General features: G+C 75.3%; 20 protein-coding genes. 13 read left to right on the top strand and 7 right to left on the bottom strand.

Going from position 1 to position 19,438, the window contains the following annotated elements:
* From obgE to VGH76_RS09575, 3 genes are all read left to right on the top strand, one after another.
* Positions 1-1,162 (top strand): GTPase ObgE (obgE, locus tag VGH76_RS09585; RefSeq protein ID WP_331556432.1); only part of this gene is annotated, 1,162 nt, incomplete at its 5' end.
* Positions 1,147-2,313: a glutamate 5-kinase gene (gene proB / locus VGH76_RS09580; RefSeq protein ID WP_331556431.1), complete on the top strand. Its 1,167-nt coding sequence runs from the start codon at positions 1,147-1,149 to the stop codon at positions 2,311-2,313. The genes obgE and proB, both read left to right, overlap by 16 nt.
* Positions 2,314-2,501: 188 nt before the next feature.
* A complete protein-coding gene (locus VGH76_RS09575) occupies positions 2,502-3,773 on the top strand; it encodes an aldehyde dehydrogenase family protein (protein WP_331556430.1) in 1,272 nt (423 codons plus the stop codon).
* Here VGH76_RS09575 and VGH76_RS09570 read toward each other — a convergent pair.
* The 4 genes from VGH76_RS09570 to VGH76_RS09555 all read right to left on the bottom strand — a co-directional run bounded on the left by VGH76_RS09570 (position 3,770) and on the right by VGH76_RS09555 (position 9,915).
* On the bottom strand, positions 3,770-5,392 hold the full coding sequence (locus VGH76_RS09570; RefSeq protein ID WP_331556429.1) for a hypothetical protein: 1,623 nt from the start codon (positions 5,390-5,392) through the stop codon (positions 3,770-3,772). The two genes, VGH76_RS09575 and VGH76_RS09570, sit on opposite strands and share 4 nt — an antisense overlap.
* A 65-nt stretch (positions 5,393-5,457) precedes the next feature.
* Positions 5,458-6,138, bottom strand: coding sequence for a hypothetical protein (locus VGH76_RS09565; protein WP_331556428.1), 681 nt, complete (start codon positions 6,136-6,138; stop codon positions 5,458-5,460).
* A 2-nt stretch (positions 6,139-6,140) separates the two neighbouring features.
* The gene (locus VGH76_RS09560; protein ID WP_331556427.1) at positions 6,141-7,688 is read right to left on the bottom strand and encodes a fatty acyl-CoA synthetase; all 1,548 of its coding nucleotides are present in this window, start codon (positions 7,686-7,688) and stop codon (positions 6,141-6,143) included.
* A gap of 82 nt (positions 7,689-7,770) precedes the next feature.
* Positions 7,771-9,915, bottom strand: coding sequence for a RecQ family ATP-dependent DNA helicase (locus VGH76_RS09555; RefSeq protein ID WP_331556426.1), 2,145 nt, complete (start codon positions 9,913-9,915; stop codon positions 7,771-7,773).
* 104 nt (positions 9,916-10,019) lie between these two features.
* Between VGH76_RS09555 and VGH76_RS09550 the strand changes: the two genes are divergently transcribed.
* A complete protein-coding gene (locus VGH76_RS09550) occupies positions 10,020-10,805 on the top strand; it encodes a GNAT family N-acetyltransferase (RefSeq protein ID WP_331556424.1) in 786 nt (261 codons plus the stop codon).
* A 15-nt stretch (positions 10,806-10,820) separates the two neighbouring features.
* On the opposite strand, the gene VGH76_RS09545 is transcribed toward VGH76_RS09550, so the two are convergent.
* Positions 10,821-11,084, bottom strand: a complete 264-nt coding sequence (locus VGH76_RS09545; protein ID WP_331556423.1) for a hypothetical protein — start codon at positions 11,082-11,084, stop codon at positions 10,821-10,823.
* 150 nt (positions 11,085-11,234) lie between these two features.
* Here VGH76_RS09545 and VGH76_RS09540 point away from each other — a divergent pair, with 150 nt between their 5' ends.
* Genes VGH76_RS09540 through VGH76_RS09525 form a run of 4 tightly spaced genes read left to right on the top strand, consistent with a single transcriptional unit; the run spans position 11,235 to position 14,811 of the window.
* Complete coding sequence (locus tag VGH76_RS09540) at positions 11,235-12,116, top strand: MoxR family ATPase (protein WP_331556422.1); 882 nt, start codon at positions 11,235-11,237, stop codon at positions 12,114-12,116.
* A gap of 4 nt (positions 12,117-12,120) precedes the next feature.
* A complete protein-coding gene (locus VGH76_RS09535; protein WP_331556421.1) occupies positions 12,121-13,584 on the top strand; it encodes a VWA domain-containing protein in 1,464 nt (487 codons plus the stop codon).
* 13 nt (positions 13,585-13,597) lie between these two features.
* On the top strand, positions 13,598-14,215 hold the full coding sequence (gene nadD / locus VGH76_RS09530) for a nicotinate-nucleotide adenylyltransferase (RefSeq protein ID WP_331556420.1): 618 nt from the start codon (positions 13,598-13,600) through the stop codon (positions 14,213-14,215).
* Positions 14,215-14,811 carry a YdeI/OmpD-associated family protein gene (locus VGH76_RS09525; protein WP_331556419.1) on the top strand — a complete coding sequence of 199 codons (597 nt, stop codon included), beginning with the start codon at positions 14,215-14,217 and terminating at the stop codon, positions 14,809-14,811. Before nadD ends, VGH76_RS09525 begins: the two co-directional genes overlap by 1 nt.
* Positions 14,812-14,877: 66 nt before the next feature.
* On the opposite strand, the gene VGH76_RS09520 is transcribed toward VGH76_RS09525, so the two are convergent.
* Positions 14,878-15,291: a nuclear transport factor 2 family protein gene (locus tag VGH76_RS09520; protein WP_331556418.1), complete on the bottom strand. Its 414-nt coding sequence runs from the start codon at positions 15,289-15,291 to the stop codon at positions 14,878-14,880.
* Between the two features lie 91 nt (positions 15,292-15,382).
* On the opposite strand from VGH76_RS09520, the gene VGH76_RS09515 reads away from it, so the two are divergent.
* Positions 15,383-15,937, top strand: a complete 555-nt coding sequence (locus VGH76_RS09515; protein WP_331556417.1) for a helix-turn-helix domain-containing protein — start codon at positions 15,383-15,385, stop codon at positions 15,935-15,937.
* A gap of 51 nt (positions 15,938-15,988) precedes the next feature.
* On the opposite strand, the gene VGH76_RS09510 is transcribed toward VGH76_RS09515, so the two are convergent.
* A complete protein-coding gene (locus tag VGH76_RS09510; protein ID WP_331556416.1) occupies positions 15,989-17,194 on the bottom strand; it encodes an FIST signal transduction protein in 1,206 nt (401 codons plus the stop codon).
* Positions 17,195-17,256: 62 nt separating this feature from the next.
* Here VGH76_RS09510 and rsfS point away from each other — a divergent pair, with 62 nt between their 5' ends.
* From rsfS to VGH76_RS09490, 4 genes are all read left to right on the top strand, one after another.
* Positions 17,257-17,643, top strand: coding sequence for a ribosome silencing factor (gene rsfS / locus VGH76_RS09505; protein WP_331556415.1), 387 nt, complete (start codon positions 17,257-17,259; stop codon positions 17,641-17,643).
* Between the two features lie 10 nt (positions 17,644-17,653).
* On the top strand, positions 17,654-18,280 hold the full coding sequence (locus VGH76_RS09500; RefSeq protein WP_331556414.1) for a histidine phosphatase family protein: 627 nt from the start codon (positions 17,654-17,656) through the stop codon (positions 18,278-18,280).
* 19 nt (positions 18,281-18,299) lie between these two features.
* Positions 18,300-19,154 (top strand): diglucosylglycerate octanoyltransferase, encoded by an 855-nt coding sequence (octT, locus tag VGH76_RS09495; RefSeq protein WP_331556413.1) that lies wholly within the window; start codon positions 18,300-18,302, stop codon positions 19,152-19,154.
* 11 nt (positions 19,155-19,165) lie between these two features.
* Positions 19,166-19,438 (top strand): hypothetical protein (locus tag VGH76_RS09490; RefSeq protein WP_331556412.1); only part of this gene is annotated, 273 nt, incomplete at its 3' end.

Here is a 19,438-nt window from a genome sequence, read left to right as displayed (position 1 = left end):
CCCCACCCGCAAGGCCCCCGGGTTCGCGCTGCTCGGCGAGCCGGGCGACACCCTCGACCTCGTGCTCGAGCTGCGCTCGATGGCCGACGTCGGGCTGCTCGGGTTCCCCAGCGCCGGGAAGTCCTCGCTGGTCAGCGCGCTGTCGGCGGCGAGGCCGAAGGTCGCGGACTACCCGTTCACCACGCTCACCCCGCACCTCGGGGTGGTCAGCGCCGGCGACACCACGTTCACCGTCGCCGACGTCCCCGGGCTCATCCCCGGCGCGTCCGGCGGCAAGGGGCTCGGCCTGGACTTCCTGCGCCACATCGAGCGGTGCTCGGTGCTCGTGCACGTCGTCGACTGCGCCACCTTCGAGACCGACCGCGACCCGGTTTCGGACATCCGGGCCCTCGAGCACGAGCTCGCGTCCTACACCCCCGCGCTCGGCACCGACATGGGCTCCCGGCCGCGCATCGTCGCGCTCAACAAGGTCGACGTGCCCGACGCCGCCGAGCTCGCCGAGCTGGTGCGCCCCGACGTCGAGGCGTTCGGCTGGCCCGTCGTCGAGATCTCGACCGCGGCGCGCACCGGCCTGCGCGAGCTGACCTTCCTCATGGCCGGCGCGGTCGCGGACGCGCGGGAGAGCGCTGTGGGCACGACGTCGGCGCAGCGCATCGTGCTGCGCCCGACCGCGGTCGACGACTCCGGCTTCACCGTCGAGGCCGACACCGGCGACGACATCGACCCCGCCGACGGCCCCGCCTGGCGCGTCCGCGGCGCCAAGCCCGAGCGCTGGGTGCGCCAGACCGACTTCACCAACGACGAGGCCGTCGGCTACCTCGCCGACCGGCTCGCGCGCCTCGGCGTCGAGGAGGCCCTCGCCGAGGCGGGCGCACGGCCCGGGGACATGGTCACCATCGGCGTGCACACCTTCGACTGGGAGCCCTCGACCCCGGCCGGCGTCGCAGCCCTGGGCGGCGGGGTGCAGCAGGGCAACCGCGGCACCGACGCCCGCGTCGGCAACGCCGCGTACGCCGAGCGCATCAGCGCCTCGGAGCGCAAGGCCGCGAAGAAGGCGCGCCGCCGCCATCGCGACGACGCCGAGCTGGGCGTGCCGAGCTGGGTGGACGGCGGCGACGGGTACGAGGGGTACGACGACGCCGCCGGGTGGGACGACGAGTGATCGCGCGGGAGACCGTCGCCGGCGCCCGCCGTCTCGTGGTGAAGATCGGCTCGTCGTCGCTCTCGAGCGTCTCGGGCGGGCTCGACGTGGCGCGGCTGGACGCGCTGGTCGACGCCGTCGCGGGCCGGGTGGCGGCCGGCACCCAGGTGGTGCTGGTGTCCTCGGGCGCGATCGCCGCCGGGCTCGCCCCGCTCGGGTTCGCGCGGCGCCCCCGTGACCTCGCGAGCCAGCAGGCGGCGGCCTCGGTCGGGCAGCTCCACCTGACCCGGGCCTACGCCGACGCCTTCGCCCGCCACGACCGCGTGGTCGGGCAGGTGCTGCTGACCAGCCACGACGTGGTGCGCCGCGCCCCCTACCGCAACGCGCAGCGGACCTTCGAGCGGCTGCTCGGCCTCGGCGTCGTGCCCGTGGTCAACGAGAACGACACCACGGCCACCGACGAGATCCGCTTCGGTGACAACGACCGGCTCGCCGCCCTCGTCGCCCACATCGTCGGCGCCGACGCGCTCGTGCTGCTCTCCGACGTCGACGGCGTGTACGACGACGACCCGCGCCGCCCGGGCGCGTCGATGCTCGACGAGGTGCACGGGGTCGCCGACCTGGAGCAGGTGCGGATCGCGAAGCCGGGCGCGGCCGCCGTCGGGACGGGCGGGATGGCGTCGAAGCTGGCGGCCGCGGACCTCGCCTCCGGAGCCGGGGTCCCGGTCCTCGTCGCGGCGGCCTGGGCTGCCCCGGCCGCGCTCGCGACGGCGGCCGACGGGGGCGCCGAGGTCGGGACGGTGTTCGCCCCGACCGGCCCGCGGCTCTCGGCACGACGGTTCTGGCTGCGGCACATGGCGGGCTCGCGCGGCCGCTTGCACCTCGACGACGGCGCGGTCCGCGCGGTCACCTCGGGCCCGGCGTCGAAGCGGCGCTCGCTGCTCGCGGCGGGCATCACGGGCTCGGACGGCGACTTCGAGGCCGGCGACGTGGTGGAGCTCGTCGGCCCGCGCGGGGAGACCGTGGCCCGCGGCGTGGTCGCGTTCGACGCCGAGGAGATGCCGGAGCTGGTCGGGCGCAAGACCCGCGATCTCGCGCCCGAGCTGCGTCGGGAGGTCGTCCACGCCGACGACCTCGTCCCGGTCCGCGCGGCGGCGGCGGCCTCGGTCTAGTCCGGACCGGCTCGGCACTACTCCGTGGACGCTAGGCAATCGATCATGGAACTCGGCACAGCGGAAGCGCGCCGGATTCCACGATCGAATTGCCTGGTCCGGCGAAGCGGAAAGGCATGGTGCGGGGAGCGGAACGGGCCGCACCCGGCGTCGGGAACCCGCGTGCGCGAGGTCGGCATACTGGACCGATGACCAGCACGCCCCTGCGGACGAGCCCGGCCGAGATCGTGACCGACTGCGGGGAGCAGGCATCGGCCGCGGCGCCGGCGATGGCGGCCGCGACGGACGACCGGATCGCGGCGGCGCTGCGCGGCATGGCCGACCTGCTGCTGGCCAAGGCACCGACCCTCGCGACCGCCAACGAGGCCGATGTCGCCGCCGCCCTCGACGCGGGCATGACGACGGCGCTCGTCGACCGGCTGCGCCTCGGCGAGGACCGGCTCGCGACGATGGCGGAGTCGTTGCGCGAGCTCGCCGACGTTCCCGCGCCGCCGCGCGACACGGTGCTCGAGGAGCGACCCGACGGGCTGCGCCTGGTCGAGCGGCGGCGTCCGGTCGGCGTCATCGGCGCGAACTTCGAGGCGCGGCCCAACGTCGTCGTCGACGTCGCCTCGCAGCTGGTCAAGTCCCGCAACGCGGGGGTGCTGCGCACCGGCGGAGCCGCGCTCGCGTCGGCGACGGCGCTCATGGCCGACGTCGTCTCGCCGGCCCTCGAGGCGGCGGGGCTGCCGGCGGACGCGGTGACCCTGATCGGGGACGCGCGCCGTGAGTGCGCCGTCGAGCTGGTCCGCCGGCCCGGGCTGATCGGGCTGGTGATCCTCCGCGGGTCGGGGGAGACCACGCGCTCGCTGGGCCTCGAGGCCGCGCAGCACGGGGTGCGCACCCTCGCGCACGCCGACGGCGGCGGGGTGCTCTACGTCGACCGCGCGGCCGACCCGGCGCTGACGACGCGGCTGGTCACGTCCTCGCTCGACCGGCTCGGGGTGTGCAACCGCCTCAACCTGCTGCTGGTCGACCGGCCCCAGTGGGACGGCGTCGTGCCGGCCCTGGTCGACCTGCTGCGCGAGGCGGGCGTCCGGGCGTCGCTGCCCCCGCACGAGCACCCGCTCGGTCACGAGTGGGCGCTCGACGACGGGCACGAGGCGACGGTGACCGTGGCCCCCGCCGACGGGCCGGCCGACGCCGCGGCGATCGCCAACCGGGAGACCTCGGGGCTCGCCGCCACGGTGGTGACCGCCGACGAGGCCGCCGCACGGATCTTCCTCGACACCTACGCGGGCACCGGCGCGTTCTGGAACGCCACGACACGCCTGCTCGACGGGTTCAAGCTGCGTCGCGTGCCCGAGACCGGGATCAACGTCGACCACGTGCCCGGTCCGCGCGGTCCCGTGGTGTTCACCGACCTGTGCCTGCGCCAGTTCGTGGTGGTGCCGGCCTCGACCGCGGTCGGGTTGGGCTAGGCCGGTCCCGCTCGGCGGTAGCGCCTCGTCGCCGCGACGACGGCGGCCGCGGCGCCGGAGAGGCCGGTCGCCGCGAAGCAGTACGAGCCGAGCCAGACGTGCTTGGAGAGCTCGTAGTAGCCGTCGCCGAGCACGGCCAGGGTGACGATCCCCAGCCCGAGCAGCGCCGCGCCCGCCGCGACGCGCACCAGCCCGATCGCGAGCGGGTCCGCCCGGCGGGCCCGCGGCAGGAGCGTCGTCGCGCCCGCCGCCAGCGCCAGCAGCACCGTCACCAGCGGCAGCCACCCGGCGCCGATGCCGGCGAGCCAGCCGAGCAGCATCGTGGTCTGCGGCCCGGCCTCGGGGAAGGGGGTGAGGCCCTCGAAGTGCTCGGGGGCGGTGCCGCGGGGCGCCGAGGGCAGGTAGGGCAGCTGCGGGCGCATCGTCGCGGTGAGTCCGCGCCCGACCATGGTCGCGAGTGCCTCCGGGTGCTCCGCGATCAGGGTGCGGGCGGTGGCGCGGGCCTCGGCGGGGCGGTCGCCGATCGCGGGCGTCCAGCCCGGGATGTCGAACCCGCCTGCCCAGTAGAAGCCCTCGCCGGAGTGCGACCCGGCGGCCGGGGGCAGCCCGACGGCGGGCATGACGGTGTCCGGGCCGAGGGCCGGCATGAGCGCGGTGAAGATCAGGTTGTGGGCGTTGACGGCGCCGTAGCTGCGGTCCTGGCCCACGATGCTCTCGGCCACGGGACTGGCCGCGCCGACGAGCAGGGCGAGCGCTACCAGGGGCCCGGCGAGGCGGGCGAGCACCCGGCGCGGTCGTCCCGCCGAGGTCGGGGCGCGCACCACGACCAGCGCGCAGCACAGCAGCGCCACCCCGCCGACCGGGATGAAGCCGGGCTTCGCGGTGGCGGCCACGAGGCCGCCGAGGGCGAGCAGGCCCAATGCGACGAGCCGGGGCACCCGGTCGGCGGGCCGGGTCCCGCCCACGACGAGCAGGCCGGTGAGCACCCACACGGTGCCCACCAGCGCGGCCGGCTCGGCGTAGAGCGAGACGAGGAACCGGGACCACCAGGAGACCACCAGCAGCGGCACCAGCGGGATCGCGACCAGCGCGGCGCGGGCGGGCCCGACCGCGGCGAGGGCCGCGGCGCCCAGCCCGGCCCCGAGTGCGGCGACGCCGGCGAGCAGCCACGCGTAGCTGGTCAGCGACCACAGCCCCGGGTCGCCGGGGACGACGAGCCGGAGCAGCGTCGCCGACGATGACGGGGCGGCGGTGCACGGCTTCGCGCCGGTGGTGAACCCGGTGACGACGACGCCCCGCCAGAGCGAGAAGCGGCTCGGCGTGTCCGGCGTGAGGCCCGCGGTGCAGAACAGTCGGAAGGCGTCGCCGTTGTCGCCGACCCCGATCAGCCCGCCGCCGAGCAGGGGCAGTCGGACGAGCCCGATGCGCAGCGCGACGCCGAGGAGCGTGACGGTGGCCGCGAGCCCGCCCGCGGCGGCCGGGACCGCGACGCGGCGCGGGATCGCGAGGGCACGCAGGTCCTCGGCGGCGTTCGTGAGCGCTCCGGGTAGGCCCGCCACCGCGGCGAGCACCCGATCCCGTCGCGCGGCGCCGCGCCGCGCACGGGGGAGCGAGGTCAACGGATCGATCCAGCGACGCTAGCGTCACCCATTCGTGGCGGATGCCACCGGGGGGTGCGGTCGGCCTAGAGCACGATCCCGCGGTCGCGGACCCGGTCCCAGATCTCGACCGGGAGCTCGGCCCACGCGAACACGTCGTCGACCGACGCGAAGCGACCCGCCGCGCGCCGCGCCGTCAGGATGCCCTCGGCGTGCACCGGTTCGAGCCCACAGACCGACGCGACGACCGGAGCCGGCGCGGAGTTGAGGTCGACGAGCCCGCCGTCGTCGTACTCGCGGGGCAGGTCGGGCCGACCGATCCGCAGGTCGCGCGCCAGCAGCGGGTCCGACGTCGCGAGCCGGCGGGCCTCGTCGCGCCGGGTCCGGGCGGCGAGCGCCCGGGCGAGGGCCGGTTGCGGCGCCGACGACGCGGGCTTCTCGCCGTAGACCTGCTGGCGGACGACGACGAGGCTCGCCAGCCCGCCGAGCAGCACCAGCATCAGCAGCGTGCCGCCGAGGCCGGCCAGGAACCCCTCGGGATGGCCCGCGGCGTCCTCGTGCGCGGTGCCGAGCAGCAGGAACGTCAGCAGCGTCGCGGTGAGCACCGCGGCCGCGAGGACGCCGTGCCCGATCCGCCGCGACACCACCGCGGCGTGGGTGAACGGCACGGCCGCGAGGATCCCGAGGCTCCCCACGTGGACCAGGAACCACCAGCCGCCGCGGGTGAACCAGGTCCCCCGGGCGGGCGGGGCGGGCACGGCGGCCATGCTCAGATCTTCTCGCGCAGGACGCGCTTGAGGAGCTTGCCGGACTGGTTGCGGGGCAGCTCGTCGATGAGGTGGACCGACTTGGGCACCTTGAACTTCGCGAGCCTGCCCTTGGCGTGGCTGATGAGCTCGCCGGTGTCGAAGCCGCCCGCGTCGTGGTCGTCGCGCAGCACCACGAACGCCGTCACCGCCTCGATCCAGCGGTCGTCGGGGGTGCCGATGACGGCGACCTCGGCGACCGCCGGGTGGGTGTAGAGCGCGTCCTCCACCTCGCGCGAGGCGACGAGGACCCCGCCGGTGTTGATGACGTCCTTGATCCGGTCGACGACCGTGATGAACCCCTGCTCGTCGATGCGCACCAGGTCCCCGGAGTGGAACCAGCCGTCGCGGAACGCCTCGGCGGTCTCCTCCGGCTTGTCCCAGTAGCCCTCGCAGAGCTGCGGCGAGCGGTACACGACCTCGCCGGAGCCGCCCGGCTCGACGTCGTTCCCGTCGTCGTCGATGACCCGCAACTCGACGAAGAGGACGGGGCGTCCGCAGGAGTCGGGGCGCTCGTGGTGCTCCTCGGGCTGCAGGACGGTGGCGAGCGGACCGATCTCGGACTGGCCGAAGCAGTTGTAGACCCCGAGCTCCGGGAGCGCCTCGCGCAGCCGCGCCAGGATCGGGCCCGGCATGATCGACGCGCCGTAGAACGCCTTGCGCAGGCTCGACAGGTCGCGGGTGGCGAAGTCGGCGTGGTTGACCGCGGGGACCCACACGGTCGGCGCGAGGAAGAGCGCCCCGATCCGGCCGGCCTCGATCCGGCGGAGGATCTCGGGGACGTCAGGGACCTCCATGAGGTGGTTCGTGGCGCCGACGGCGAGGTAGGGGAGCATGAACAGCTGCATCCCCGCCGAGTGGTAGAGCGGCATCGCGTGCAGCGGCTCGTCGTCCTGCGTCATCTGCAGGGCGTGGATGCCCGAGACGTACTCGTGCACCAGACCCCGGTGGGTCATCATCGCGCCCTTGGGCTTCGACGTCGTCCCGCTGGTGTAGAGCAGCTGGACCAGGTCGGAGTCGGCCACCGTGATGTCGTCGAGGTCGGGGATCCCGCCGGTGCGGGCGGCCTCGAGCAGGCTCCCCGGGGCGTCGCGCATCGGGACGACCTGCTCGGGGCGGGTGGCGAGGGCCTCGACGTTGGCGGCGAGCTTCGGGTCGACGACGAGCACCTTGCTGCCGGACTGCTCGATCAGGTACGCGAGCTCCTCGCCGGTGAGCGCGTAGTTGATCGGCACGTGGATCGCCCCGAGCCGTGCCGCGCCGAGGAAGCTCAGCAGGTAGGCGTCGGAGTTCTGGCCGTAGGTGGCCACCCGGTCGCCCTGCGCGACCCCGAGGCGGCGCAGCCACCCCGCGGTCCGGCTCGTCGCGTCGTCGAGCTCGCGGTAGGTCCAGGAGCGGTCGGCGAAGAGCAGGGCGGTGCGGTCGGGGGTGCGGCGGGCGCTGCGGCGCACGACGGCGTCGACGGTGTTGGCGCGGGTGTCCACGGTCGGGCCTCTCCAGCTCGTGGGCATCGGATGTGCCGGTCACTCTCGCCGGTCGGTCGGGCCACGTCCAGTTGTCCGATGCGGGGAGGCGGCCGGATGGCGGAGGGGCTCAGTTCGTCGTCGCCAGTGTCAGGGGCAGGACGGCGGTGGCCCCGGCACGGCGGAGCAGCGTCGCGGCGACGGTCAGGGTCCAGCCGGAGTCGCTGACGTCGTCGACCAGCAGCACCGGGCCGGTCGGGGTGATCGACGGCGGCACCGACAGCCGTCGGTACATCTCGGCGAGCCGCTGGGCGGAGTTCGGGGATTCCGGTTCGGCGTCGTCCTCCGGGTCGGTGAAGACCGGCGGAGCGGAGTCATCGAGCGCCCCGAGCAGCGGGAGCCGCCCGATCGAGCCGATGCGCTGGGCGAAGCTCTCCACCAGGGCGGGCCGGGCGCGGCTCGGCAGCCACACCACGGCGGTCGGGCGCTCCGGCCAGCCCCACCCCTTGAGGACCTCGACGGCGGCATCGACCAGGGCGTCGGGCACGAGGTCGTCGGTGCGCAGCAGCGGGCGCAGGCGCGGGCCCCAGCCGACGTCGGTGAGCCGCCCGAGCGCCCGGCCCTCCTCGGCGGCCTCCTCCGGCTTGATCTTCCCCTTGAGCGGCACGTCGAGCGCGTCCATCCCGCTCGGCCACTGCTTGCGCGGCGCCAGCGGCACCCCCGGCCGGTCGAGCACCTCCTGGGCCTGGACCCGGACGTCCTCGCCGATCGCCGCGTCGTGGTGGCGCCCGGTGCAGTTGTCGCAGCGGCCGCACGGCTCGGCCCCCGGGTCGTCCAGTTGGCGGCGCAGGAAGTCCATGCGGCAGCCGTCGGTGGCGATGTAGTCGAGCATCGCCTGCTGCTCGGCACGCCGGGCCTTCGCGAGGCCGGTGTAGCGGGCACCGTCGTACTCCCAGGGCTCGCCGGTGGCCTCCCAACCGCCCTTGACCCGGCGGACGGCGCCGTCGGTGTCGAGGACCTTGAGCATCATCTCCAGCCGCCCCCGGGAGAGCTCGACGCGCGGCTCGAGCGCCGCGGTCGACAGCGGGCGCCCGGCGTCGCCCAGCACCGAGAGCGCGACCCGGACCTGCGGCTCGGCGGGGAAGGCGAGCGAGGCGCAGTACGCCCAGATGTCGCGGTCCTCCGGGCCGGGCAGGAGCAGGACCTCGGCGCGCTCGACGCCGCGGCCCGCGCGGCCGATCTGCTGGTAGTACGCGACCGGCGACTGCGGCGCGCCGAGGTGCACGACGAACCCGAGGTCCGGCTTGTCGAACCCCATGCCCAGCGCCGAGGTGGCCACCAGCGCCTTCACGCGGTTGGCCAGCAGGTCGTCCTCGGCGCGCTCGCGCTCGGCCGGGTCGGTCTTGCCCGTGTAGGCGGCCACCGCGTGCCCGCGCTCGCGCAGGAACGCGGCGAGCTCGTCGGCCGCGGACACCGTCAACGTGTAGACGATCCCCGAGCCCGGCAGGTCGTCGAGGTGCTGCGCGAGCCAGGCGAACCGGTCAGCGCCCTTCGGCAGCGCCAGCACACCCAGGTGGAGCGACTCCCGGTCCAGCTCGCCCCGCAGGACCAGCGCCTCGCCGTGGGCGGCGCTCACCCCCAGCTGATCGGCGACGTCGGTGGTCACCCGGTCGTTCGCGGTCGCCGTCGTCGCCAGCACCGGCACGCCGTCGGGGAGCTCGGAGATGAGGGTGCGCAGCCGGCGGTAGTCGGGCCGGAAGTCGTGCCCCCAGTCGGAGATGCAGTGGGCCTCGTCCACCACGAGCAGGCCGGCGGTGCGGGAGAGCTCGGGGAGCACCTGGTCACGGAACTCGGGGTTGTTGAGCCGCTCCGGGCTGACGAGCAGCACGTCGACCTGGCCGGCACGCACCTGGTCGTACACGAGCTGCCAGTCGTCGGTGTTCGCGGAGTTCACGGTCACGGCGTGGATACCGGCCCGCGCGGCCGCCTCGATCTGGTTGCGCATCAGCGCCAGCAGCGGGCTGACGATCACGGTCGGCCCCTTGCCCCGGGCCCGCAGCAGTGCGGTGGCGACGAAGTACACCGCCGACTTGCCCCACCCGGTGCGCTGGACGACGAGCGCCCGCTGCCCGTGGGCCACGAGCGCCTCGATCGCGCGCCACTGGTCCTCCCGCAGCGCCGCGTCCGGGCCCGCGAGCCCGCGCAGGGCGGACTCGGCGTCGGCGCGCAGGTCGGTCACGGCCGGATCGGGATGGGCGGGCGAGGACACCGTCATGCGACCACCGTGACACAGCGGTCCGACAGCGTGGTCCCGGTCCGGCGAGGACAGCGGCCGGGCGGAGTCTTGTGAGCCTGGTCACCACGACGGACGATGCGCAGGTGAGTACGGAGGTCCTGACGACGGGGTGGGAGCCGCGGGTGCCCGCGGGCGACACGATCACCCGGCGCTTCGTCCTCGCCTACACCGCCCGGATCGCCGCGATGGCCGACCGCACCGGGGGCAGGCGGAAGTGGGTCGAGGGCGCGCGGATGGCCGACCTCCGCTCGCCCTTCGGCTATGACAACGCCGTCGTCGTCACGCGCCCGCTCGCCGAGGCCGAGTGGCCCGGTGTCATCACCGCGGCGGACGCGTTCTTCCCCTCGTCACGGTGGTGGGTGGTGCTCTCGGTCTTCCCGACCCCGGACCTCACCCGCCACGGCCTGCGCCGCGTCGGCCACCCACCCCTCATGCTGCGCCCGCCCGGGCCGCTGCCCCCGCCCGACGCACGCCTCGACGTCCGGCCGGTGACCGACACGGCCACGCTCGCGGACTTCCAGGCCGTGCTCGTCGCGGCGTACGGGCTGGCCGAGGTGGGCGTGCCCGCGATCGCCGACCTCGCCCTCGCGCGGACCCTGCTGCACCTGCGCGTGGGCTACGCCGACGGCGTCCCGGTGGCGACTGCGGGCGCGGCGGTGCACCACGGGATCGTCGAGGTCGACTGGGTCGCGACGCTGCCCACCGCCCGCCGCCGCGGATTCGGGACGGCGATCACCGCCGCCGTCGTGGACGTGGCACCCGAGCTCCCGTCGGTGCTCCTCGCCAGTGACGACGGGCAGGAGATCTACCGGCGCCTCGGCTACCTCGACCTCTTCCGCGCGACGCTGTGGGAGCACCCGGCATCGTGACGGCGGGGTCGGGCGCTAGTCCGCGTCGACCTCCTCCACCACCTCGCCGAGGGCGCGGGCCGCGCGGTTGCTCCGGTCCGCGGCGAGCAGGTGGCCGGCCCCGATCACCAGGGCGATCGGCCAGTCGAGGAGCCCCAGCACCCCGAGCGCGACGATCCCGCCGACATACACGAGCTCCGGTCGCGAAAGCTCGATCGTGCCGATGCCCGGCACGTGCAGGCGGGTGGTCGGGGCGTCGTCGTCGCGGCGGACCGCGGGCGCGGAGTCGGTGGTCGTCACCGGACCCAGCATGCGCCCTCCGGGGTGGGTGCGCCGCGTCGACGACGGGGCTTTCCTGCCATCGGGTGCGAGCAGAGCCGCACCGCTGGTACGGCACCGCACGCCACCAACCCGGGACAAGCGGACGATCAGCGGGCAGGATGCGGTCCCGTGGGCACCGACTCGACCGGCCGGAAGACGTTGTTCGACTCCGTCGACGACGTCGTGACCCGGCTCGCCGACGTCGGCTACCTGGCCTCGACCGCGGTCGCGACGACGGTGTTCCTCGCCGACCGCCTCGGCAAGCCGCTGCTCGTGGAGGGCCCCGCCGGCGTCGGGAAGACCGAGCTGGCACGTGCGGTCGCCGAGGCGACAGGCTCGGGGCTGGTGCGCCTGCAGTGCTACGAGGGCATCGACGAGGCCCGCGCGCTCTACGAGTGGAACCACGCCAAGCAGCTGTTGCGGATCCAGGCCAGCCAGGGCGAGACCTGGGACGACGCGCGCGACGACGTCTTCTCCGAGGAGTTCCTGCTCACCCGCCCGCTGCTCACCGCCATCCGGCGTGACGAGCCGACGGTGCTGCTCGTCGACGAGACCGACAAGGCCGACGTCGAGGTGGAGGGGCTGCTGCTCGAGGTGCTCGGCGACTTCCAGGTCACCGTCCCGGAGCTGGGCACCATCACCGCCACCCAGCGCCCGTTCACGCTGCTGACCTCCAACGCGACCCGGGAGCTCTCCGAGGCGCTCAAGCGACGCTGCCTGTTCCTGCACCTGGACTTCCCCGACGCCGAACTGGAGCGCCGCATCGTCGCGGCGCGGGTGCCGCAGCTGCCCGAGGCGCTCGCGGAGGAACTGGTGCGCATCGTCGGAGTGCTGCGCGGGCTGGAGCTGCGCAAGGCGCCGTCGGTGTCGGAGACGATCGACTGGGCCCGCACGCTGGTGGCGCTCGGCCTCGACACCCTCGACGACGACGCCGTGCGCCGGAGCCTCGGCGTCGTCCTCAAGCACCGCTCCGACCTGGTCAAGGCGTCCTCCGAGCTGCGTCTGAACTGATCCGATGAGCACCCCGGATCGCGGCCTGCCCGCGCACCTCGTCGACTTCGTCCAGGCCCTGCGCACCCACCACGTGGACGTCGGGCCCGGCGAGACCGTCGACGCCGCGGCGGTGATGGCCGAGCTGGATCTGCTGCGCCGCGAGCAGCTGCGCGAGGGTCTGGCGGCCGCTCTGCTGCGCCGCTCCGGGCAGCGGGCGACCTTCGACGCGCTGTTCGATCTCTGGTTCCCGCTGGGCCAGGGCGCCGCGCTCGGCGAGGTCGCGCTGCCCTACAGGGACGATGGAGTCGACAGCGTCGATATCGACGCGCTGCGGGACCTCCTGGCGCAGCTGCTCGCCGACGGCGACACCGCGGCACTGTCCGAGCTCGCCCGCGCCGTCGTCGACGGGCTGGGCGCCCTCGGCGTCGGGAACGGGCGGGGCAGCGGCTCCGATGGGTCCGGCGCCGGGACCGACGGGTCGGCCGGCTCACCGTCCGGGTTCTCCTCCTACCAGGCGCTCAACAGCGTGCGCCCGGAGACGCTGCTCGCGCGGGTGCTGGCCGACCTGCGGGCGCGGCGGGCCGCCGGCGACGACACGGCCGACAGCCCGTTCGCCGAGGAGGTCGCGCGCCGGGAGACGCGGGCCCGGATCGCGGAGTTCCGCCGCCTGGTGCAGGCCGAGACCGCGCGGCGCGGCTCGGAGATTCGCGGCCGGGAGGCGGCGGCCCGCACCGGGGTGCGGCGCCAGGCCGAGCAGACCGACTTCCTCTCCGCGGGCGCGGACACCCTCGCCGATCTGCGACGACGGGTCGCGCCGCTGGGCCGCCACCTCGCGACCCGGCTCGCCGCCCGCCGTCGTCGGGCCCACCGCGGGCCGATCGACATGCGGCGCACGCTGCGGCGGTCGATGTCCACGGGCGGTGTGCCCGTCGACCTCGTGCACCGCCGGCCGCGGCCGGGACGCCCGGAGCTGGTGCTGCTCTGCGACGTCTCCGGCTCGGTGGCCGGGTTCAGTCACTTCACGATGATGCTGGTGCAGGCGCTGCGCGAGCAGTTCTCCCGCATCCGGATCTTCTGCTTCGTCGACGGGTGCGTCGAGGTCACCGACCTGTTCACCCCCGGCGCGGACCTCGCGCAGGTGCTCACCGAGGTGCACTCCCGCCCGGGGCTGGTCGCCTGGAGCGGGCACTCCGACTACGGCCGGGCGTTCGAGCGGTTCGCCGAGCGCTGGCCGGACGCGGTGACCGAGCGCAGCTCGCTGCTCGTCCTCGGCGACGCGCGCACGAACCACCAGGACGCGGCCCTCGGCGTCCTCGCTGGCATCGTCGCCCGGGCGCGGCACGCGCACTGGCTCAACCCCGAACCGGAACGGCAGTGGGGCACCGGGGACTCCGCGGCGCGGGAGTACGGCCGCGTCATGCCGATGCACGAGTGCCGGACGGCGGCCCAGCTCGCGGGCGTCGTCGGCGGACTGCTGCCGGTGTGATCCGGAGGCATCGATGAGCAGACGCATCGGCGTGATGGGCGGCACCTTCGACCCCATCCACCACGGACACCTGGTCGCGGCCAGCGAGGCCGCGCTGCGCTTCGACCTCGACGAGGTGGTGTTCGTCCCGACCGGGCAGCCGTGGCAGAAGTCGAAGTCCGACGTGACCGCCGCCGAGGACCGCTACCTCATGACGGTAGTGGCGACGGCGTCCAACCCGCGGTTCACGGCGAGCCGGGTCGACGTCGACCGCGTCGGGCCGACCTACACCGTCGACACCCTGCACGACATGGCCGCGATCTTCCCCGGCGACGAGCTCTACTTCATCACCGGCGCCGACGCCCTCGAGCAGATCCTCTCGTGGCACCGGGCGAGCGAGATGTTCGAGGTCGCGCACTTCGTCGGCGTCACGCGTCCCGGGTTCACCCTCGACGCGAAGCACCTACCACAGGGTGCGGTGTCGTTGATCGAGGTGCCCGCGATGGCGATCTCCTCGACCGACTGCCGCGTGCGCGTCGCCAAGGGTGAGCCGGTCTGGTACCTGGTGCCCGACGGCGTCGTGCAGTACATCGCCAAGCGCGGGCTCTACCGCGACGGCGCGACGCCGTCGCGGCTGGAGCACCTGAGCTGATGGCCGACCAGCCCGAGCTCGTGGTGCCCGACGCGGCCGCCTGGCGGGCGTGGTTGGCCGGGAACCACGCGGATCCGACCGGCGTGTGGCTGGTCCTGGCGAAGAAGGCGGCGTTGGCGCATCCCGAGCCGCCGACGCTGCTCGTCTACGACGAGGCCCTCGACGAGGCGCTGTGCCACGGGTGGATCGACGGGCAGGCCCGCCGTCGGGACGAGCTCACGATGTTCCAGCGCTACACCCCGCGACGGGCGCGCAGCCCGTGGTCGGCGCGCAACGTCGGGCACGTGGCGCGGCTGCTCGACGAGGGCCGGATGCACCCGGCGGGGCTCGCGGAGGTGGAGCGGGCCAAGGCCGACGGCCGCTGGGAGGCCGCCTACGCCGGCCCCGCGACCGCCGAGGTCCCTGACGATCTCGCCGCCGCCCTGGCGGCCTCGCCGGACGCCGCGGCGATGTTCGAGCGGCTGACCAGCCAGAACCGGTACGCGATCCTGCACCGGCTCGGGCAGCTCAAGCGGGCCGAGACCCGGACGCGGCGGATCGGCGAGTACGTCGCGATGCTCGCGCGGGGGGAGACGATCCACCCGCAGCGGAGCTGACCGGCGGTTGCACCGGACCGAGTGGACTCCCGGGGTCGCCGCCGCAACCGTGGGAGTCCACTCGACTCACCTCCCCGCAGCGCTCCCGGCGTGATCGCGGGAGTCCACGATGAGCCCGTCGCGGACCCGGACGACGAAGACGCACGGGATGCTCGCCGTCGTCGCGCCGCGGGTCACCTCGTAGTGGAAGTCCGCGACCACCACCTCCGGGTCGGTGGTGTGGTGCACGACGACGTCGGCGGGCCGGAACCCGTCCGGCCGGCCCACCTGCGACGGCGCTGCCGCGAAGTGGGCGCGCAGCTCGTCGCGGGTCCGCAACGGCGGGATCGCGGGGTTCATCGGGTGCACGACGTGGGTCGGCTCCGCGTAGAGACCCACCAGCCGTTCGACCTGCGACGGGTCGCCCAGGACGAGGCGGCTGACCCCGTCCATGACGGCGCGGACCACCGACTCCGGCGACGACGGCGGGTGCGGGACCATCGGGACCTCGATCCGACGAGGAGGATGCGGAGTGAGCACTCCGCTTCGGCGACCGTAGCGGAGCCGTCGCTCCGTTTCCAGGGGAGGTGCCGTGCGCGCAGACGCCGTGGCGAACCGCCGGCGGGTCCTCGTGGCCGCGCAGGAGGTGTTCGCCGAGCAGGGGGCCGAGGCGTCCACGGAGGAGGTCGCCCGCCGGGCCGGTGTCGGGACGGGCACGGTGTTCCGGCACTTCCCGACGAAGCGCGACCTCCTCGAGCACGCCCTCGTCGCCCACCTCGACGATCTCGCCGAGGCGGCTCGCGCGACGGCGTCCGGCGAGGACCCGGTCGAGGCGCTGCGGACGCTCGTCGCCGACATGGCGGGGCGGGCGCCGACGAAGCTCGCGATGGCGGAGCCCCTGCTCGCCGACGACGGCCTGGGCGAGGCCTCCCACGCGGCCGCGGAGCGGGTCCGCGTGGTGGTCGCCGAGGTCCTCGAGCGGGCCCAGGAGACGGGGCGGGTCCGGCGTGACGTCGGCGTCGACGAGATCCACTTCCTGGTGCGGGGGATCGCGCAGGCCCAGGCGTTCCTGCCCGTCGCGCCGGAGGTCCGCCGGCGGGCCGTCGAGGTGCTCCTCGACGGCCTGAGGTGCGCTCCGCGCTCGTGAGCACTTTCGGGGGTCATAACCCCAGAAAGTGCTCACGAGCGCGCAGCGCACCTATCCGCCGAACGCGAGCACCGACGCCGTGAACCCGTGGAGGTGGTTCTTCGAGGCCACCGGGCCGATCTCGCCGTCGGCGAAGAACCCCGCCACGCGGGGCGCCAGACCGCGGCGGACCGCGCGCACGTCGTGGCTCGCCCCGCCGAACGCGGAGTCCGGCTCGCCGAACATGATGCGGCCCCGCCCGTTGCAGGTGAACAGCAGTGCCCCGCCGACCGGGCGGTCCTCGCCGGTCGCCGCCATGAGCGCGTCCAGGTCCTCGGCCGCGGTCGTCGCGTCGCGGACGTGGAAGCGCACCGTGCGCCCGACCTCGACGATGTCGCCGACGGTCACGGTCTGGGTGTCCTCGTCGGCGCCGACGACGCCGCGGATGAGGAAGTCGCCGCGGCCGTGGGCGTCGGCGTACTCGTCGATCGCGATCCCGAGGTGCAGGCCCTGCAGCGCGAGCTCGCGGTCGGTCTCCCCGAGGTCGCGCAGGATCTCCTCGAGCTTGCGGTAGGCGGGCACCCCGGCGAGCGCGTGGAGCTCGGAGCCGCCGGCGGCGGTCACCGTCATCGTCGGGCCGATCGGGCGGCACCCCTGGCTGACCAGCGTGCGGACCGCGACCTCCCCGCCGAGCAGCACCCCGATCGCGCCGCGCTCGTGCACCTCGCCGTCGAGGAAGAGCCGGGCGCCGCCCGGCGCCGGGCGGGCCGGGCCGAGGGCGCTGGTCCCGGTGGGCGCCGTCGCCAGACCGCCGATGATCGGCAGCCCGCCGAGCGCGGAGTCGGACTGCTCGACGAAGCCCTGCGCGGGGAAGGTGAACGGGTCCGCGAGCATGACCGCCACGGCGTCGTCCTCGGCGGGCACCGGCATGCCACCGACCGAGATGCCGCCCTCGTGGCGCGCGGCCTGCAGCCGGAACGGGGTGACGCGCACGCCGGGCAGGGTCGCTGCCCATACCGCGACGGCGGGGGAGTCCTCGACGCCGCGGCCGTCCCCGATCACGCCCGAGGCCCGGCACCCGAAGGCCGTCGTCGCACCCGCGACCTCCATGGCGCGCCGGCCGGCGTCCGCCGCGGTGTCGGGGTCGGGGTGGGAGACGAAGACGGCGAGCAGGTCCGGGCGGCGGCCCTGCAACGGGGCCGTGGCCGCGGCCACCGCGGTCTCGGCGGCCGCGAGCAGGTCGGGTCCCTGGGCAAGTCCGTCGCCGAAGTCCGCCATCCCCCGAGTATGGAGCCCCGGGCCCGGACCGACCTGTCGCGGTCCGGGTAGAGTCGGTGGCAATGGCCGCCACCGACAGTGCGCGGCGCCTGGCCGAGACCGCGGCCCTGGCCGCCGCCGACAAGCTCGCCCAGGACGTGGTCGCCATCGACGTCTCCGAGCGGCTCCCGCTCACCGACTGCTTCGTCATCGCCTCGGCGCCCAACGAGCGCCAGGTGCAGGCCGTGGTCGACAACGTCGAGGAGAAGCTGCGCGCCGAGGACGTCAAGGCGGTCCGCCGGGAGGGCCGGCAGGAGGCCCGCTGGGTGCTCCTCGACTTCGGCGACGTCGTCGTGCACGTGCTGCACACCGACGAGCGCGACTTCTACGGCCTCGAGCGGCTGTGGAAGGACTGCCCCCGGCTCGAGCTGCCCGCCGAGGTCACCGGCCCGGTCCGCGCCGGCGACTGACCGCGGTGCGATGAACGGCCCCGAGGTGATCACGCGCGTCGTGCTGCTCCGCCACGGTCGCACCACGTGGAACGCCGAGCGGCGCATACAGGGCCGTCTCGACCCGCCGCTCGACGAGGCGGGGCAGGCGCAGGCCCAGGCGGTGGCCCCGCTGGTGGCGGGCCTCGACCCCGCGGTGCTCGTCTGCTCCGACCAGGCCCGTGCCCTGCAGACGGCGCTCGTCGTCGGGGAGGCCACCGGGCTGGAGCCGCGCAAGGAGCCCCGGCTGCGGGAGACCGACGTCGGGGAGTGGCAGGGCCTGGTCGACACCGAGGTCGAGGCCGGCTGGCCCGGCGGGCTCGACCGGTGGCGCGACGACGCCGCCTTCGCGCCGCCCGGCGGTGAGTCCCGGGTCGGCGCGGCGGAACGGGCGCTCCCGGTGCTGCACGAACTGGTCGGCCTCCCGGGCCCCGGCGCGGTCGGCGGGACCGCCGTGCTGGTGGCGCACGGCGGGGTGATCATGGCGACGACGTGCGCGTTCCTCGGCTGGCCGGTGGATCGGTGGCCCACGCTCGGGCCGCTGGGCAACTGCCGGTGGTCGATGCTGGAGTTCCGCATCGACCGGTGGCGGCTCGTCGAGTGGGGCGCCGGAGCGTGACGCCGGGCGGGCGGTGCGCGTGAGCCGGAAGGGCCTGCACCTGCTCGTGCTCGGCGACTCCCTGAGCTTCCACGGCCCCCGCACCGCCCACCCTGCCGACGAGCCCCGCCTCTGGCCGCACGTCGCCGCGACGGCGCTGCGCGGCACCGCCGACCTGCACGCCGGCCTGGGCTGGACCGCGCGCCACGCGTGGTCGGCGGTGCGCACCGACCCGCGGGTGTGGGTCTCGGTCCGGCACGCGGACGTGCTCGTGCTCGGCGTCGGCGGCATGGACTCGCTGCCCTCCCCGCTGCCGACCGCGGTGCGTGAGCTGATCCCGGTGCTGCGGCCCGCGGCGCTGCGGGCGCGGGTGCGGGCGGCGTACCGGGCCGGGCACGCCGCAGCGGCGACCGCGGGGGCGCGGCGGGCGGGCGGCTGGCCGACGGCGCTGTCCGCGGCCGAGACGGTGCGGTGCCTGGAGCGGTGCCGGGTGGCGGTGACGGCGTTGCGGCCGGCCGCGCCGGTCGTCCTGCTGCTGCCCTCGGTGCACCGCTCGGCGCTCTACGGCGGGGTGCATCCGCGCCGGTCGGGGCACGTCGCCGCGCTGCGGGCATGGGCGGACGGGCATGGCGTGGTGACGGTGGACTCGGCCGGGCTGGTGGCCGAGCACGTGCTGAGCGGGCGCGGCAACCCCGACGGGATCCACTGGGGCTGGCCGGCGCACCGGGCGGTGGGCGAGGCGGTGGCGACGGTGATCTCGGGTGCGCTCGCTGCGCCGACCGGTGGGTGTCCACCGGTCCGGCCGGAGCAGGCGGCCGTCCCCACCGGCAGCAGCACCCCCAGTGATCCCCAGGCGCTCGTCGAGGGTTCGGAGGAGACGGCCGCGCGTTCCTAGCGTCGCGCGGTGTGGTCCCCGACGACGCCCGCCTGCGGCTGCAGACCCTCGCTGCCCCGCCGCTGCCCGACCCGCAGCCCGACCCGCGGTGGTGGCCCGCGGCCCCGGACGGCACGCCGGGTGCTCGGCTGCGGATGGCGCCCGACCTGCCGGACGTGCCCGACGACGACGGCGGCCGGGCAGTTCCGGCGGTCGCGGGGCGAAGCGCGTGGGACGAGCCCCGGACGGGTCTCGGTCGGTGGTTGCCGGCCTCGTGGTTGGCGGCGCGCTGGGACCCGGGCGGG

It is taken from the genome of Actinomycetospora sp. (assembly GCF_036497585.1).
Lineage (GTDB): Bacteria > Actinomycetota > Actinomycetes > Mycobacteriales > Pseudonocardiaceae > Actinomycetospora.
The sequence above is the reverse complement of the archived record's forward strand: the minus strand, read 5'-3'. Positions and strand labels throughout refer to the sequence as shown.